This window comes from Streptomyces sp. NPDC058371 (assembly GCF_042723265.1).
Taxonomy (GTDB): Bacteria; Actinomycetota; Actinomycetes; order Streptomycetales; family Streptomycetaceae; genus Streptomyces.
The window spans coordinates 685,202-698,408 of sequence record NZ_JBHXJC010000003.1 but is presented as its reverse complement, the minus strand read 5'-3'; the positions used below and the strand labels follow the sequence as shown (position 1 = coordinate 698,408).

Here is a 13,207-nt window from a genome sequence, read left to right as displayed (position 1 = left end):
CCCTCCCGGGCGATGGTCGTAAGAGCACGTCACGCACGTCACGCTCGTACGCCAGGAGGGGTGGATCCCGAAGTGACCGACACGGCAGGCACGCCCTCCGGACGTCCGGACGACGACGCGCCTGAGGCGGCGGCCACGCTGGGACCCGGGGTGGGGGCGTCCCCCACCGGCACCGGGCTCATACGCCGTCGGCGGCGCTGGCTGCGCTGCGCGGCGATCGGAGTCGTCGTCGCGGTCGTCGGTGCCGCGGGGGCCGGCTGGGCGGTCTACGAGAAGCTGAACGCGAACATCACGGCGGACAACGACACCGCCGCCGAGCTGGCGCGGTACGACAAGGAGCGGCCCACCGCACTGGTGCGCGGCGCGCAGAACATCCTGCTGATCGGATCGGACTCGCGCTCCGGCGACGGCAACGACAAGTACGGACGGGACTCCGGCACCGAGCGCTCCGACACCACGATCCTGCTGCACCTGGCCGCCGACCGGCGCAGCGCGACCGCCGTCTCGCTGCCGCGCGACCTGATGGTGGACGTGCCCAGCTGCCGTCGCCCCGACGGCACCCGAACCGACGCGGTGTTCGCGATGTTCAACTCCGCCTACGAGAGCGGGGGTTCGGCCTGCACGATCCGTACCGTCGAGAAGCTCACGAACGTCCGCATCGACCACCACATGGTCGTGGACTTCCACGGGTTCAAGGAGATGGTCGACGCGGTCGACGGCGTCCAGGTGTGCCTGAAGGAGCCGATCGACGACAAGGCGGCCAAGCTGAGACTGCCCGCGGGGAAGGTGCGCCTCAACGGCGAGCAGGCGCTCGGCTACGTACGCGCCCGCAAGAGCATCGGCGACGGCAGCGACACCGATCGGATGGACCGGCAGCAGCGGTTCCTGGGGGCGCTGGTCAACAAGGTGCAGAGCAACGACGTACTGCTCAACCCCACGAAGCTCTATCCGGTGCTCGACGCCGCCACCTCGTCGCTCACCACGGACCCCGACCTGGCGAATCTGCGCGGGCTGTACCAGCTGGTGCGCGGCCTGCGGGACATCCCCACGGACCGGGTGCAGTTCCTGACGGTGCCCCGGACGTCGTACGTCTACAACGCCAATCGCGACCAGCTCGTGGAGCCGGACGCCGACAGACTGTTCGCCCGGCTGCGCTCGGACGCTCCGCTGGAGGTCGCGAAGAACCTTCCGGAGGATTCCGGCACCAAGAGCAGTAATGAGGCATCCCGGAACAAGAAGAACTCGTACGAGGGCGGTGACGAGGAGTCGTACGACTCCTCGTACGACTCCTCCGGCGACGACGCGTACGACGGCGAAGAGGGCTCCTACGACGACGGGAAGCCGGGGAGAAAACGGCCGGACGTCCCCGTCGACGCCCCCGATCCGACGCCCACTTTCCGCGGCAACACGGCCGCCGAGGACGGCTGTGGGTAAAGCGCACACCAAGCCGGGGAACTCCAGTCCCAAGAAATGGGGCGGATTGCCCAGTTGTATGGAAGTGGAATTTGTCACCGTCGTCGCTCCACGCTGAACTGGGCGGATAGTGTGAGCGATCCGGTGCACCCGGCCACGAGGTCAGTCCTGGGGTCGCGCACTGCATGACCGAGACCCGAGCGCCTTTTTGGAGGGGGAAAAAGGGCGCCGCGTGGCCCCGACGGAGGATTCAGACAACCGTGGACGCGCAAGGCCGTGGGCGGGCGGACGACATCGACCCCGCAGACCAGTGGGTACTCAACCCGACCACCGGTGAATACGAACTGCGACTGACTCCTTCCGCACCGCAATCAGGAGTCCCGAGACCGCGCAGGACGTCCTCCGGTGGATCGGCTCGCACGCGCACCGCGCCGGGCCGGGAACCGCGTGAGTCCCCCGCACCCGACACAGTGCCCGGACCGCGCAGGCGCCGTGGTGCGCCCGCCGAGCCGCCGCCGGGCCGGCGCCGGTCGCGGACCCAGCCGAAGAAGGCCAATAAGTCGAAGGCCAAGAAAATACTGCTGTGGACCGGCGGCACGATGGCCTTCGTGCTGGTCGCCGTCTCGGCGGCGGCCTACCTCTACCTCAAGCACCTAGAGGGCAACGTCAACACCACGGACGTCGGCAGCGCGGGCAAGAACGGCTTCAGCAAGGACGAGGCCTTCAACATCCTGATCATCGGCACGGACAAGCGCACCGGTGCGGGCAACGAGGGCTACGGCGACAAGAACAGCGTCGGTCACGCCGACACCAACATCCTGCTGCACGTGGCCAAGGACCGTTCCAACGCGACCGCGTTGAGCATCCCGCGTGACCTGATCACCGACATCCCGGACTGCCCGGTCAAGCAGGCCGACGGCACCGAGAAGGTGATCTCGGGCACGGACGGCGTCCGCTTCAACACGAGCCTCGGTCAGAACGACCGCAACGCCGGCTGCACCATGCTCACGGTCAAGGAACTCACCGGCATCGCGCCCGACCACTTCATGATGGCGGACTTCAACGCGGTCAAGACGCTGACCACCGCGGTGGGCGGTGTCGAGGTCTGTGTGGCCCACGCCGTCGACGACAAGGAGTCGCACCTCAAGCTGCCCGCCGGCAAGTCCACGGTGAAGGGCGAGCAGGCGCTGGCCTTCGTCCGCACCCGGCACAGCTTCGGCAACGAGGGCGACCTCGACCGCATCAAGGTGCAGCAGCAGTTCCTGGGTTCCCTCATGCGGAAGATGGCCTCCAGTGACACCCTGACCAGCCCCACCAAGCTGTACAAGCTGGCCGAGGCCGCCACCAAGGCGCTCACCGTCGACACCGGCATCGGCAAGGTCAGCACGCTCAAGGACGTGGCCCTGGAGCTGAAGAAGGTCCCGCCGAAGAACATCACCTTCACCACGCTGCCGGTGCTCGACAACCCCGCCGAGAAGGTGAAGGCGACGGTCGTCGTCAACCCGGCCCAGGCGGACCCGCTGTTCGAGATGATCAAGAGCGACACCTCGCTGACCGAGGTGAAGCAGAAGGAGAAGAAGGAGAAGGCCGAGGACACCGCCCGCCTCAAGGGCTCGCAGTCCGCCGCCTCCGACATCCGCGTCGACATCTACAACGGCGGCGCCGTGGCCGGCTCCGCACAGGAAACTCTTAACTGGTTGCAGAATGATGAGGGCGTGCTCAAGTCGAGCCAGCTCGGAAACGCGGACGAAACCCTCAGCAAGACGACCCTGGAGTACTCTCCCGACCAGGCCGATCAGGCACGCAAGCTGGCCGACCTCATGGGGTTGCCGGGGTCGGCGCTGAAGCCCGGCAAGAGCGAGAAGAACGCTCAGGGTCTGCCCGCGATCGTGCTGACCCTCGGCAAGGACTTCAAGGGTGCCGGGGTGCCGCTGACGGCGCCCTCGAAGGCACCGGAGGGGATCCAGAAGTCCACGGCGGACAAGCAAGAGTGCGCCAGTTGATGACCTGACGGGTCTGTCGAGCGTCTAACAGGACGCAGGCGTCCAACCAACATGGGCGCTCGCGCGTCCAACTGGACGCGGGACGGACCCGTTTGTCAGGCGCGGGGTGGGGAGGGGCAGGGAGATGGCGCGGAGCAGTGTGCGTGGTGAGGGGGCTCGACCACGTGTCCGGCACGCCGGTGAACTGGGCTGGGACGACAGTCTGTACGACGAGAACGGCGATCCGACTCAACGGGACGGAGATCCGGCTCGACGAGACGGCGATCCGGCTCGGGGGAAGGGCCGTCCGGTGCAGGAGGACGACCGCCGGGCCGACGGGGACGGCGGGCCGGCCCCGGAGAACGGCCAGGACAGCGAGGACGGGCCACGGCCCGAACCGCAGGGCCGCAGCCGGCACGGGGGCGGCGGACGCCGCCGCGGCGGCGGAGCCCGGCCGCGCCGCAGACGCCGCGCGCTGCGCTGGTCCGCGACGGTTCTGGCGGTACTGATACTTGGCACCGCGGGTGCCGGTTATCTCTACTACCAGCACCTCAACGCCAACATCAAGAAGGACGACCTGAACATCGGCGACGCCAAGGACAGGGCCGCCGAGTCCAAGCCCAACGCGGCGGGCCAGACCCCGCTGAACATCCTCCTGATCGGCTCCGACGCACGGGACTCCGAGGAGAACCAGAAGCTCGGCGGCGCCAAGGACACCTTCGGCGGGACAGCGCGCGCGGACGTCCAGATGCTGCTGCACCTCTCGGCGGACCGCACCAACATGTCGGTGGTCAGCATGCCGCGCGACACGCTGCTGCAGATCCCCAAGTGCACCGACCCGGACACCAAGAAGACGTATGCGGCGAGCACGCTGCCCACGATGACGAACGACTCGCTGGGCCGCGGCGGTCCCGGCTGCACGGTCGCCACCTGGGAGAAGCTCACCGACATCCACATCGACCACTTCATGATGGTCGACTTCGCCGGGGTGGTGTCGATGGCCGACGCCATCGGGGGTGTCCCGGTCTGCGTGGACGCCAACATCTACTCCCACACCTCCTCCGGCCACGGCTCGGGCCTGAAGCTGGAGAAGGGCACGACGTCCATCAAGGGCAAGCAGGCCCTGCAGTGGCTGCGGACGCGGTACGGCTTCGAGGACGGTTCCGACATAGGCCGGACCAAGGCCCAGCACCAGTACATGAACTCGATGGTCCGCCAGCTGCGCGCCAACACCACGCTGAGCAACCCGAACAAGCTGCGCAAGCTCGCCGAGACGGCCACCGACGCGCTCACCGTCGACGACGGTCTGGGCACGGTGAAGGACCTCTACGACCTCAGCAACGAGCTGAAGAAGGTCCCGACGAAGCGCATCACCATGACCACCATGCCGTGGGTGTACTCCTCCGACGGCAACCGGGTGCTGCCCAAGCCGACGGACGCCGAGAAGGTCTTCCGGCTGGTGCGCGAGGACATCGCGCTGGACGGCAAGGACAGCAAGAAGAAGACCGAGGACAAGGCGTCGTCGGATCCGGCCGCGGCGGACGACAAGATCGCGGTGCAGGTGCAGAACGGCACCCGGACCAGCACGCTGGCGCCGGTGAGCGGACGGGCGAGCGCGGTGGCCCAGCTGCTCGTAGGCAAGGGCTTCACCACCGCGACGGCCGACTCGACGACGGCGCTCACCGAGGACGAGACGGTCATCCGCTATCCGAGCGCCGATCTGGAGGGTGACGCGCAGCGGGTCGCCAAGTCCCTCGGCATCCCCTTCAGCGCGGTGGAGAAGTCGACGAACGTCTCCGGTGTCACGCTGGTGGTCGGCGCCGACTGGCGCGAGGGCAACACCTACACCGCCGCCGACGACAACAACGACACCCCGAAGTCGGCCGACGCGCTCAACGGCTCGGACACCGAGGCCTGTATGCACGTCGACCCGGACTACACCTGGTAGGCGGGCCCGCACGGAACGGCAGTTGGGCCCCACTCCGTCGGAGTGGGGCCCAACTGGCAGCTCTGGAAACTCAGTTGGAGCTGAGCACCGCGGGGCGGCGCGAGGCGATGACCCGCTTCGCCAGCGCCCTCGGGCTGGTGAGGAAGCCCCAGCCCCACGACATGTGCATGGTGGCGAGGGCGAGCGGGATCTGCAGCCGCGCCTTCAGCGGCAGACCCTTGCCCGCCGGCACCGAGCCGAGCGCGATGGCCGCGAGATAGCCGCCGGGAACCACCAGGCCCCAGGGCGTCAGCGCGAGCCCGACCACGACACCCGCCGCTGTCGCGCACACCGCGGTCGGCGGGGCGAGGTAGCGCAGGTTGATGGAGCCCTCGTGGTAGCGGGCGACGACGTGGCGCCAGCGCCCGTAGTCCTTGTACTGCTTGGCGAGCGCGCGCATCGAGGGACGCGGCCGGTAGGACACCCGCAGCTCGGGCGAGAACCAGATCAGTCCGCCCGCCTCGCGGATCCGGAAGTTCAGCTCCCAGTCCTGGGCGCGGATGAACTCCTCGTTGTAGCCGCCCTGCTGTTCCAGGGCCTCGCGCCGGAAGACGCCGAGATAGACGGTCTCCGCGGGGCCGGCCTCGCCGCCCGTGTGGAAGGCGGCGTTGCCCACACCGATCTTCGACGTCATCGCGGCGGCGACGGCGTGCTCCCAGTCGTTCTCGCCCTCGGCATGCATGATCCCGCCGACGTTCTGCGCGCCGGTCTCCGCGAGGAGGCGTACGGCGGTCGCGATGTAGTTCGGCGACAGCATCCCGTGCCCGTCGACGCGTACGACGACGGGGTGCCGGGACGCCTTGATCGCGGCGTTCAGCGCGGCGGGGGTGCGGCCGGTCGGGTTCGGCACGGTGTGGACGCGTGGATCTTCCCGTACGAGTTCGGCGGCGATCTCGTCCGTACGGTCCGAGGACGGGCCGATGGCGATGACCACCTCCATCTCGCCGTCGTACTCCTGCGCCAGGATCGCTTGGACGGCCCCGCGCAGATGCCGCTCCTCGTTGAGGACGGGCATGATCACAGAAACAGCGGGGGCTCGCACGTCAGACTTCTCGCTCATCGGACGTCACGTTACCGCGAATGGGGGACACGGTCGCGCGCCGCCGGCGCTACGGGGCCGGGCCGCAGATCGTATGGGCCTACGGTGCTCACGGATCCCCACGCCCGGCCTACGCGGAGGTGTCCCCCGTGCCCACGCCGCCCCGCTCCCCAGCTCCCCCTGCCCACCGTCCGCAACCGCCCGGATCCCGGCGGCCCCCCCTACGGCGGAAGAAGCCGCGCTGGGCCATGCGGATGGTCACCACGCTCTCCGTGGTGGTCCTCGCCTCCGCCGGCATCGGACACGCGGTGGTCACCAGCCTCGACGCCGACATCGCCCGGGTCGACCCCTTCAAGGACATGAAGAACCGTCCCGAGGCGGGCAACGGGATGAACGTCCTGCTCGTCGGCACCGACGGCCGCGACAAGATCACGGAGGCGGAGCGGCAGAAGTACCGGCTGGGCGGCGCCCCCTGCCACTGCACGGACACGATCATGATCGTGCACATCTCGGAGGACCGGGAGCGGGCCAGCGTCGTGAGCCTGCCGCGCGACTCGTACGCCGAGACGCCCGCGCACACCGACCAGACCACCGGCAAGCGGCACGGCCCGCACCCGGTGAAGCTGAACGCGGCGTACGCGGAGGGCGGCCCGCAGCTGACCGTGCGCACCGTCGAGAACATGACCCACGTCAAGATCGACCACTATCTGGAGGTCGACTTCACCAGCTTCATGAAGACGGTGGACGTGCTCGGTGGCGTGGAGATCTGCACCGCGGAGCCGATGAAGGACGCGTACACCGGCCTTGACCTGCCGGCCGGCTCGCACCGGCTCAACGGCGGCGAGGCGCTCCAGTACGTGCGCTCCCGGCACGTCGACAGCGCCTCCGACCTCGGCCGGATGCAGCGTCAGCAGCGGTTCCTCGCGGCGCTGATCGAGCAGGCGACCTCGTCCGGGGTGCTGCTGAACCCGATGAAGTTCCGTGACGTCACCCACGCCGTGCTCGGCTCGGTCCGCGCGGACAAGGGGTTCGGCACCGACGAACTCCTGGACCTGGGGCGGGCGATGCGGAACTTCTCGCCCTCCTCGTCCGAGTTCACCACCGTGCCGATCGGACAGATGGCCTACATGGTGAAGGGCATCGGCGAGACCCTGAAGTGGGACGAGCCGAAGGCGCAGAAGCTCTTCCGGGCCCTGCGCGACGACCAGCCGCTTGCCCGGCACAAGAAGAAGAGCAAGGCGCTGCGGGTCGACGTCGCCCCGCAGCAGATCCGGGTCCAGATCGAGAACGCGACGCCCACCGAGGGGCTCGGCGGCCGCGTCGACGCCGCGCTCGCCGCCACCGGGTTCCTCACCACACGCCTCCCCACGGACGCCGCCGACCGGACCGCCCGGCGCACCGTGGTCGCCTACGACCCCCGCTGGGACCGCTCCGCGAAGTCCCTCGCCACCGCACTGCCCGGCTGCGAACTCCGCGCCGTGAAGAACCAGGGCCCCACCCTCAAGGTGATCGCCGGAGCCGACTACAAGGGCGTCCGCCGAGTGAAGGCGGCCGACCCGTACCAGGGCGAGTTCGGCGTGGTGACGGGCGACCAGGTGGTGTGCCCGTAACAGGCAGTGGGATGCCCGTAACAGGCAATAGCCCGTCCGGCGCTTGAGGACGAGGCCGTCCAGGCCGAAGCGGGGGCCTGGGGGCGGCAGCCCCCGGGTCGGTCACACCAGGGGCCGGTTGCGCCAGGGGCCGGTTGCGCCAGGGGCCGGTCACGCCAGGGGCCGGTCACACCAGCGCCCGAGTCACCGGCAAAGTGGGCGACAACCTAGTCGTCCAGCCCCTCGGCCGCCCGCTTCTCCCGGAGCTCCATGATCGCGCGCCGCCGGGCGAGCCGGTGGGTGCGGCGGATCTGCGCCTCCTGGTACCGCCGCTCGTCCCGCTCGGTCTCCGGAAGCACCGGCGGCACCCGCCGCGGCTTCCCGTCGGCGTCGACGGCGGCGAAGACGAGGTAGGCGGAGCCGACCTGGGTGGCCGGGGCGGACTCGTTCCAGCGCTCCGCAAGGACGCGGACGCCGACCTCCATGGAGGTCCGCCCGGTCCAGTTGACCTGGGCCTTCACATGGACGAGGTCGCCCACCCGGACCGGCTCCAGGAAGGCCATCTCGTCCATGGACGCGGTGACGGCGGGCCCACCGGAGTGCCGCCCCGCCACGGCGCCGGCCGCGTCGTCGACCAGTTTCATGATCACACCGCCGTGCACCGTACCCAGAAGGTTGGTGTCGTTGTGGGTCATGATGTGGCTGAGGGTGGTCCGGGACGCCGAGGTCGGTTTGCCCGGAATGCCTTCCGGAACATCTGATTCCGGAGCGAGGGCCTGGTCTGTCATGACCTCCACCTTATGCCGCGGTCATTTTGTGTCAGCTTCGCAACAGCACTGGTCCTATTTTCCTTCGGCCCTTGTAAGGCACATAGCCGGGCACTGCACACTGGCGGCATGAACGATTGGCCCGACGGGCGGGATGACAGGCGGAGCAACCGGTACGGCGCCGGCAGCGCCGGCGCACAGCCGGAGAGCGCCCGCGTGATGCGGCAGGTCCGGCGTGACCCGGCGACGCCCGGTCCGGGCCCGTCGGCGCCGCCGTACAGCGGAGTACCGCAGCAGCCGTCGTACGTCGACGGACAGGGGTACGACGACGGCTACGACAGCGGATACAACACCGGCCACGTCTACGGCGGCGGCCCGCAGGGACCGGGCGGCCCCGGTCCCGGTGGCCGGGGCCCGCGCCCCGCACCGAACTGGCGCCGGCGCATCAAGTGGACCGCGCTCACGCTGGTCACGCTGCTGATCGTGGTCTCCGTCGGCACGTACTTCTGGGCCGACTCCAAGCTCCACCGTGACGTCGATCTCTCCAAGGTGATCGACCGGCCGGAGTCGGGCAAGGGCACGAACTACCTGATCGTCGGCTCGGACAGCCGCGCCGGCATGTCCGCCGAGGAGAAGAAGAAGCTCCACACCGGGTCCGCCGAGGGCAAGCGCACGGACTCGATGATGATCCTGCACACCGGGAGCAACGGCGACACCCTGGTCTCCCTCCCCCGCGACTCCGACGTCGAGATCCCCACCTTCAAGGGCTCCGACAGCGGCAAGACGTACCCGGGCACGGGCCGGCACGTGAAGCTGAACGCCGCGTACGCGGAGGACGGTCCCGAGCTGCTGGTGCGCACGGTCGAGTTCAACACCGGCCTGCACATCGACCACTACGTGGAGATCGGCTTCGCGGGCTTCGCGAACATCGTCGACTCGGTCGGCGGTGTGGACATCGACATCCCCAAGGGCGGCATGAAGGACACCAAGTCCGGCGCCGACTTCGAGGCGGGCACGCAGACGCTGAACGGTGAGCAGGCGCTGGCGTTCGTACGCACCCGGTACGCCCTCGCGGGCAGCGACCTGGACCGTACGAAGAACCAGCAGAAGTTCCTGTCGGCGCTGGCCAACCAGGTCGCGACGCCGAGCACGATCCTGAACCCTTTCAAGCTCTACCCGACCATGAGCGCCGGCCTGGACACCCTGGTCGTCGACAAGGACATGGGGCTGCTCGGCCTGGGTGACATGTTCTGGGCGATGAAGAGCGTCAGCGGCGGCGACGGCAAGTCCATGAACATGCCGATCTCCGGCTCCACCGGCAGCAACCTCGTCTGGGACAAGGCCAAGGTCAAGACCCTGGTGAACGAGCTGAAGAACGACGACAAGGTGACTGTCTCGGGCAACTGAGCCGCACCGCACACGAAGGGCCCCGCCGGTCGCACCGGCGGGGCCCTTCGGTCGTGAGGGGCGGCGGACTACGGCAGGTTGCGCGCCATCACGATCCGCTGCACCTGATTCGTGCCCTCGTAAATCTGCGTGATCTTCGCGTCGCGCATCATGCGCTCGACCGGGTAGTCACGGGTGTAGCCGTAGCCGCCGAGGAGCTGGACGGCGTCCGTGGTGACCTCCATGGCGACATCGGAGGCGAAGCACTTGGCCGCGGCGCCCTGGAAGGTGAGGTCGCTCTCCTTGCCGCCGGCGGTGACGCGCTCCGACTTGGCCGCCGCCGCGTACGTCAGCTGCCGCGCGGCCTCGATCTTCATGGCCATGTCGGCGAGCATGAACTGGATGCCCTGGAAGTCGCCGATCGGCTTGCCGAACTGCTTGCGCTCCTGGACGTAGCCCTTGGCGTAGTCGAGGGCGCCCTGGGCGATGCCGAGAGCCTGGGCGGCGATGGTGATGCGGGTGTGGTCCAGGGTCTTCATCGCGGTGGCGAAGCCCGTGCCCTCCTCGCCGATGATGCGGTCCGCGGGGATGCGCACGTTGTCGAGGTAGACCTCGCGGGTCGGCGAGCCCTTGATGCCGAGCTTCTTCTCCGGGGCGCCGAAGGAGACGCCCTCGTCCGACTTCTCGACGACGAAGGCCGAGATGCCCTTGGAGCGCTTGGTGGGGTCGGTGACCGCCATCACCGTGTAGTACTCGGAGACGCCGGCGTTGGTGATCCAGCGCTTCACGCCGTTGAGGACGTAGGAGTCGCCGTCGCGGACCGCCCTGGTCTTCATGCCCGCCGCGTCCGAGCCCGCGTCCGGCTCGGAGAGACAGTACGAGAACATGCCGTCGCCCTTGGCGAGCGGGCCGAGGTACTTCTTCTTCAGGTCCTCGGAGCCGGAGAGGATCACCGGGAGCGAGCCCAGCTTGTTCACCGCGGGGATCAGGGAGGACGACGCGCAGACGCGGGCCACCTCCTCGATCACGATGACCGTGGCCAGCGCGTCCGCACCCGCGCCGCCGTACGACTCGGGTACGTGCACGGCGTGCAGGTCGGAGGAGACCAGAGCGTCCAGGGCCTCCTGGGGGAAACGGGCTTCCTCGTCCACCACGGCCGCGTACGGCGCGATCTTCGCCTCGGCCAGCGAACGGATCGCGTCCCTGAGCATGTCGTGCTCCTCGGACGGACGGTACAAGTCGAAATCAGCCGATCCGGCCAAGGTCTCTCACGCTCCAAGGATGCTAATTACCGTTAAGTAACCCAAATTTTAAGGGGCGGCCCACGGGAGGGAAAGGGGCCGCTGAGGGGAGGGGCACGTGAGCTTGGCGACAGCGGTCAGGACCAGGGGGAAAGTGCCCGGTGAAGGGGGCCGCCGAGCCCCGACTATGCTCGGGCACCGCACCCACGGCCGCTGAAACCAGGAGCACCCATGGCCCTCAAGATCACCGTGATCGGCACCGGCTATCTCGGCGCCACCCACGCCGCGGCCATGGCCGAGCTCGGCTTCGAGGTTCTCGGTCTCGACGTGGTGCCGGAGAAGATCGAGATGCTGCAGCGGGGCGAGGTCCCGATGTACGAGCCCGGTCTCGAGGAGCTGCTGCGCAAGCATGTCGCGGGCATCGAGGGATCCAGCGGGCGGCTGCGCTTCACCATGGACTGGGCCGAGGTCGCGGACTTCGGCGACATCCACTTCGTCTGCGTCAACACCCCGCAGAAGCACGGTGAGTACGCGTGCGACATGTCGTACGTCGATGCCGCCTTCGCGTCGCTCGCCCCGCATCTGAAGGGCCCCGCCCTCGTGGTCGGCAAGTCCACGGTGCCGGTCGGCTCGGCGGACCGGCTGGCCCGCACGCTGGCCGAGCTGGCGCCCGCGGGTGAGGACGCCGAGCTCGCCTGGAACCCGGAGTTCCTGCGCGAGGGCTTCGCCGTGAAGGACACGCTGCACCCCGACCGCATCGTCGTCGGCGTGCGCAGCGAGCGGGCCGAGAAGCTGCTGCGCGAGGTGTACACCACGCCGGTGGCCGAGGGCTCGCCGTTCGTGGTGACCGACTTCCCGACCGCCGAGCTGGTGAAGACCTCGGCGAACTCCTTCCTGGCCACCAAGATCTCGTTCATCAACGCCATGGCGGAGGTCTGCGAGGCCGCCGGCGGCGACGTCGCCAAGCTGGCCGAGGCGATCGGGCACGACGACCGGATCGGCAAGAAGTTCCTGCGGGCCGGCATCGGGTTCGGCGGCGGCTGTCTGCCCAAGGACATCCGTGCCTTCATGGCCCGGGCCGGTGAGCTGGGTGCCGACCAGGCGCTCACCTTCCTGCGCGAGATCGACTCGATCAACATGCGCCAGCGCGGTCAGATGGTGGAGCTGGCGCGCGAGGCGCTCGGCGGCGGGTCCTTCCTCGGCAAGCGGGTCGCCGTCCTGGGCGCGACGTTCAAGCCCGACTCGGACGACGTCCGTGATTCGCCGGCGCTGAACGTGGCCGGGCAGATCCACCTCCAGGGCGGCCAGGTCACCGTCTACGACCCGAAGGGCATGCAGAACGCGCGCCGGCTCTTCCCGACGCTCGGGTACGCCGACTCCGCGGTGGAGGCCGTGCGCGGGGCCGACGTCGTCCTGCACCTCACCGAGTGGCGCGAGTTCCGCGAGCTGGACCCGGCGGCGCTGGGCGAGGCGGTCACGGCCCGCGTGCTCCTCGACGGCCGCAACGCGCTCGACCCGGAGCTGTGGCGCCGGGCCGGCTGGACGTACCGCGCGATGGGCCGGCCCACGGCCTAGTCCCGGTACTCCGGGGCCTCGGCCCACCCGCACGGCCCGGCCCGGCAGCCGGACGGGCCCCGGCAGAGCAGCCGGCCCGGCACCGGCAGAGCAGCCGGCCCGGCACCGCACGCAAGGCGGACGCCGGTCCGGCCGAGGATCGGTCGGCCGGAACGGCGTCCCCACCCCGTCCCCCACCTAACAGGACCCGGGCGGGGCCAGAGGCGTTACTTCGCGTGGTAGAGGCGC

Annotated in this window: 9 protein-coding genes; 6 read left to right on the top strand and 3 right to left on the bottom strand. The window is 69.3% G+C overall.

Annotated elements, in window-relative coordinates:
* The first annotated feature begins 72 nt into the window (after nt 1-72).
* The 3 genes from ACFWM2_RS14610 (at nt 73) to ACFWM2_RS14600 (ending at nt 5,343) form a co-directional block, all read left to right on the top strand.
* Complete coding sequence (locus tag ACFWM2_RS14610; RefSeq protein ID WP_383278202.1) at nt 73-1,434, top strand: LCP family protein; 1,362 nt, start codon at nt 73-75, stop codon at nt 1,432-1,434.
* Nucleotides 1,435-1,673: 239 nt separating this feature from the next.
* The gene (locus tag ACFWM2_RS14605) at nt 1,674-3,416 is read left to right on the top strand and encodes an LCP family protein (protein ID WP_383278200.1); all 1,743 of its coding nucleotides are present in this window, start codon (nt 1,674-1,676) and stop codon (nt 3,414-3,416) included.
* 124 nt (nt 3,417-3,540) lie between these two features.
* The gene (locus ACFWM2_RS14600; protein WP_383278197.1) at nt 3,541-5,343 is read left to right on the top strand and encodes an LCP family protein; all 1,803 of its coding nucleotides are present in this window, start codon (nt 3,541-3,543) and stop codon (nt 5,341-5,343) included.
* A gap of 70 nt (nt 5,344-5,413) precedes the next feature.
* Here the strand turns inward: ACFWM2_RS14600 and ACFWM2_RS14595 are convergent, their stop codons facing one another.
* The gene (locus ACFWM2_RS14595; protein WP_383278194.1) at nt 5,414-6,442 is read right to left on the bottom strand and encodes a glycosyltransferase family 2 protein; all 1,029 of its coding nucleotides are present in this window, start codon (nt 6,440-6,442) and stop codon (nt 5,414-5,416) included.
* Nucleotides 6,443-6,669: 227 nt separating this feature from the next.
* Between ACFWM2_RS14595 and ACFWM2_RS14590 the strand changes: the two genes are divergently transcribed.
* Nucleotides 6,670-8,031, top strand: coding sequence for an LCP family protein (locus ACFWM2_RS14590; RefSeq protein WP_383278191.1), 1,362 nt, complete (start codon nt 6,670-6,672; stop codon nt 8,029-8,031).
* A gap of 206 nt (nt 8,032-8,237) precedes the next feature.
* Here ACFWM2_RS14590 and ACFWM2_RS14585 read toward each other — a convergent pair whose 3' ends face one another.
* Complete coding sequence (locus ACFWM2_RS14585; RefSeq protein WP_383278189.1) at nt 8,238-8,798, bottom strand: acyl-CoA thioesterase; 561 nt, start codon at nt 8,796-8,798, stop codon at nt 8,238-8,240.
* Nucleotides 8,799-8,906: 108 nt separating this feature from the next.
* On the opposite strand from ACFWM2_RS14585, the gene ACFWM2_RS14580 reads away from it, so the two are divergent.
* On the top strand, nt 8,907-10,184 hold the full coding sequence (locus ACFWM2_RS14580) for an LCP family protein (RefSeq protein WP_383278186.1): 1,278 nt from the start codon (nt 8,907-8,909) through the stop codon (nt 10,182-10,184).
* Nucleotides 10,185-10,252: 68 nt separating this feature from the next.
* Here ACFWM2_RS14580 and ACFWM2_RS14575 read toward each other — a convergent pair whose 3' ends face one another.
* Entirely contained in the window at nt 10,253-11,425 is a 1,173-nt protein-coding gene (locus ACFWM2_RS14575) for an acyl-CoA dehydrogenase family protein (protein WP_383278183.1), read from the bottom strand.
* 210 nt (nt 11,426-11,635) lie between these two features.
* On the opposite strand from ACFWM2_RS14575, the gene ACFWM2_RS14570 reads away from it, so the two are divergent.
* Nucleotides 11,636-12,979 carry a UDP-glucose dehydrogenase family protein gene (locus ACFWM2_RS14570; RefSeq protein ID WP_383278180.1) on the top strand — a complete coding sequence of 448 codons (1,344 nt, stop codon included), beginning with the start codon at nt 11,636-11,638 and terminating at the stop codon, nt 12,977-12,979.
* The last annotated feature ends 228 nt before the right edge of the window (nt 12,980-13,207 follow it).

Coding starts and splice junctions, on each gene's coding strand:
- ACFWM2_RS14595 (WP_383278194.1), bottom strand. CDS start 6,442: ATGAGCGAGAAGTCTGACGTGCGAGCCCCCGCTGTTTCTGTGATCATG.
- ACFWM2_RS14580 (WP_383278186.1), top strand. CDS start 8,907: ATGAACGATTGGCCCGACGGGCGGGATGACAGGCGGAGCAACCGGTAC.
- ACFWM2_RS14600 (WP_383278197.1), top strand. CDS start 3,541: ATGGCGCGGAGCAGTGTGCGTGGTGAGGGGGCTCGACCACGTGTCCGG.
- ACFWM2_RS14585 (WP_383278189.1), bottom strand. CDS start 8,798: ATGACAGACCAGGCCCTCGCTCCGGAATCAGATGTTCCGGAAGGCATT.
- ACFWM2_RS14590 (WP_383278191.1), top strand. CDS start 6,670: ATGCGGATGGTCACCACGCTCTCCGTGGTGGTCCTCGCCTCCGCCGGC.
- ACFWM2_RS14570 (WP_383278180.1), top strand. CDS start 11,636: ATGGCCCTCAAGATCACCGTGATCGGCACCGGCTATCTCGGCGCCACC.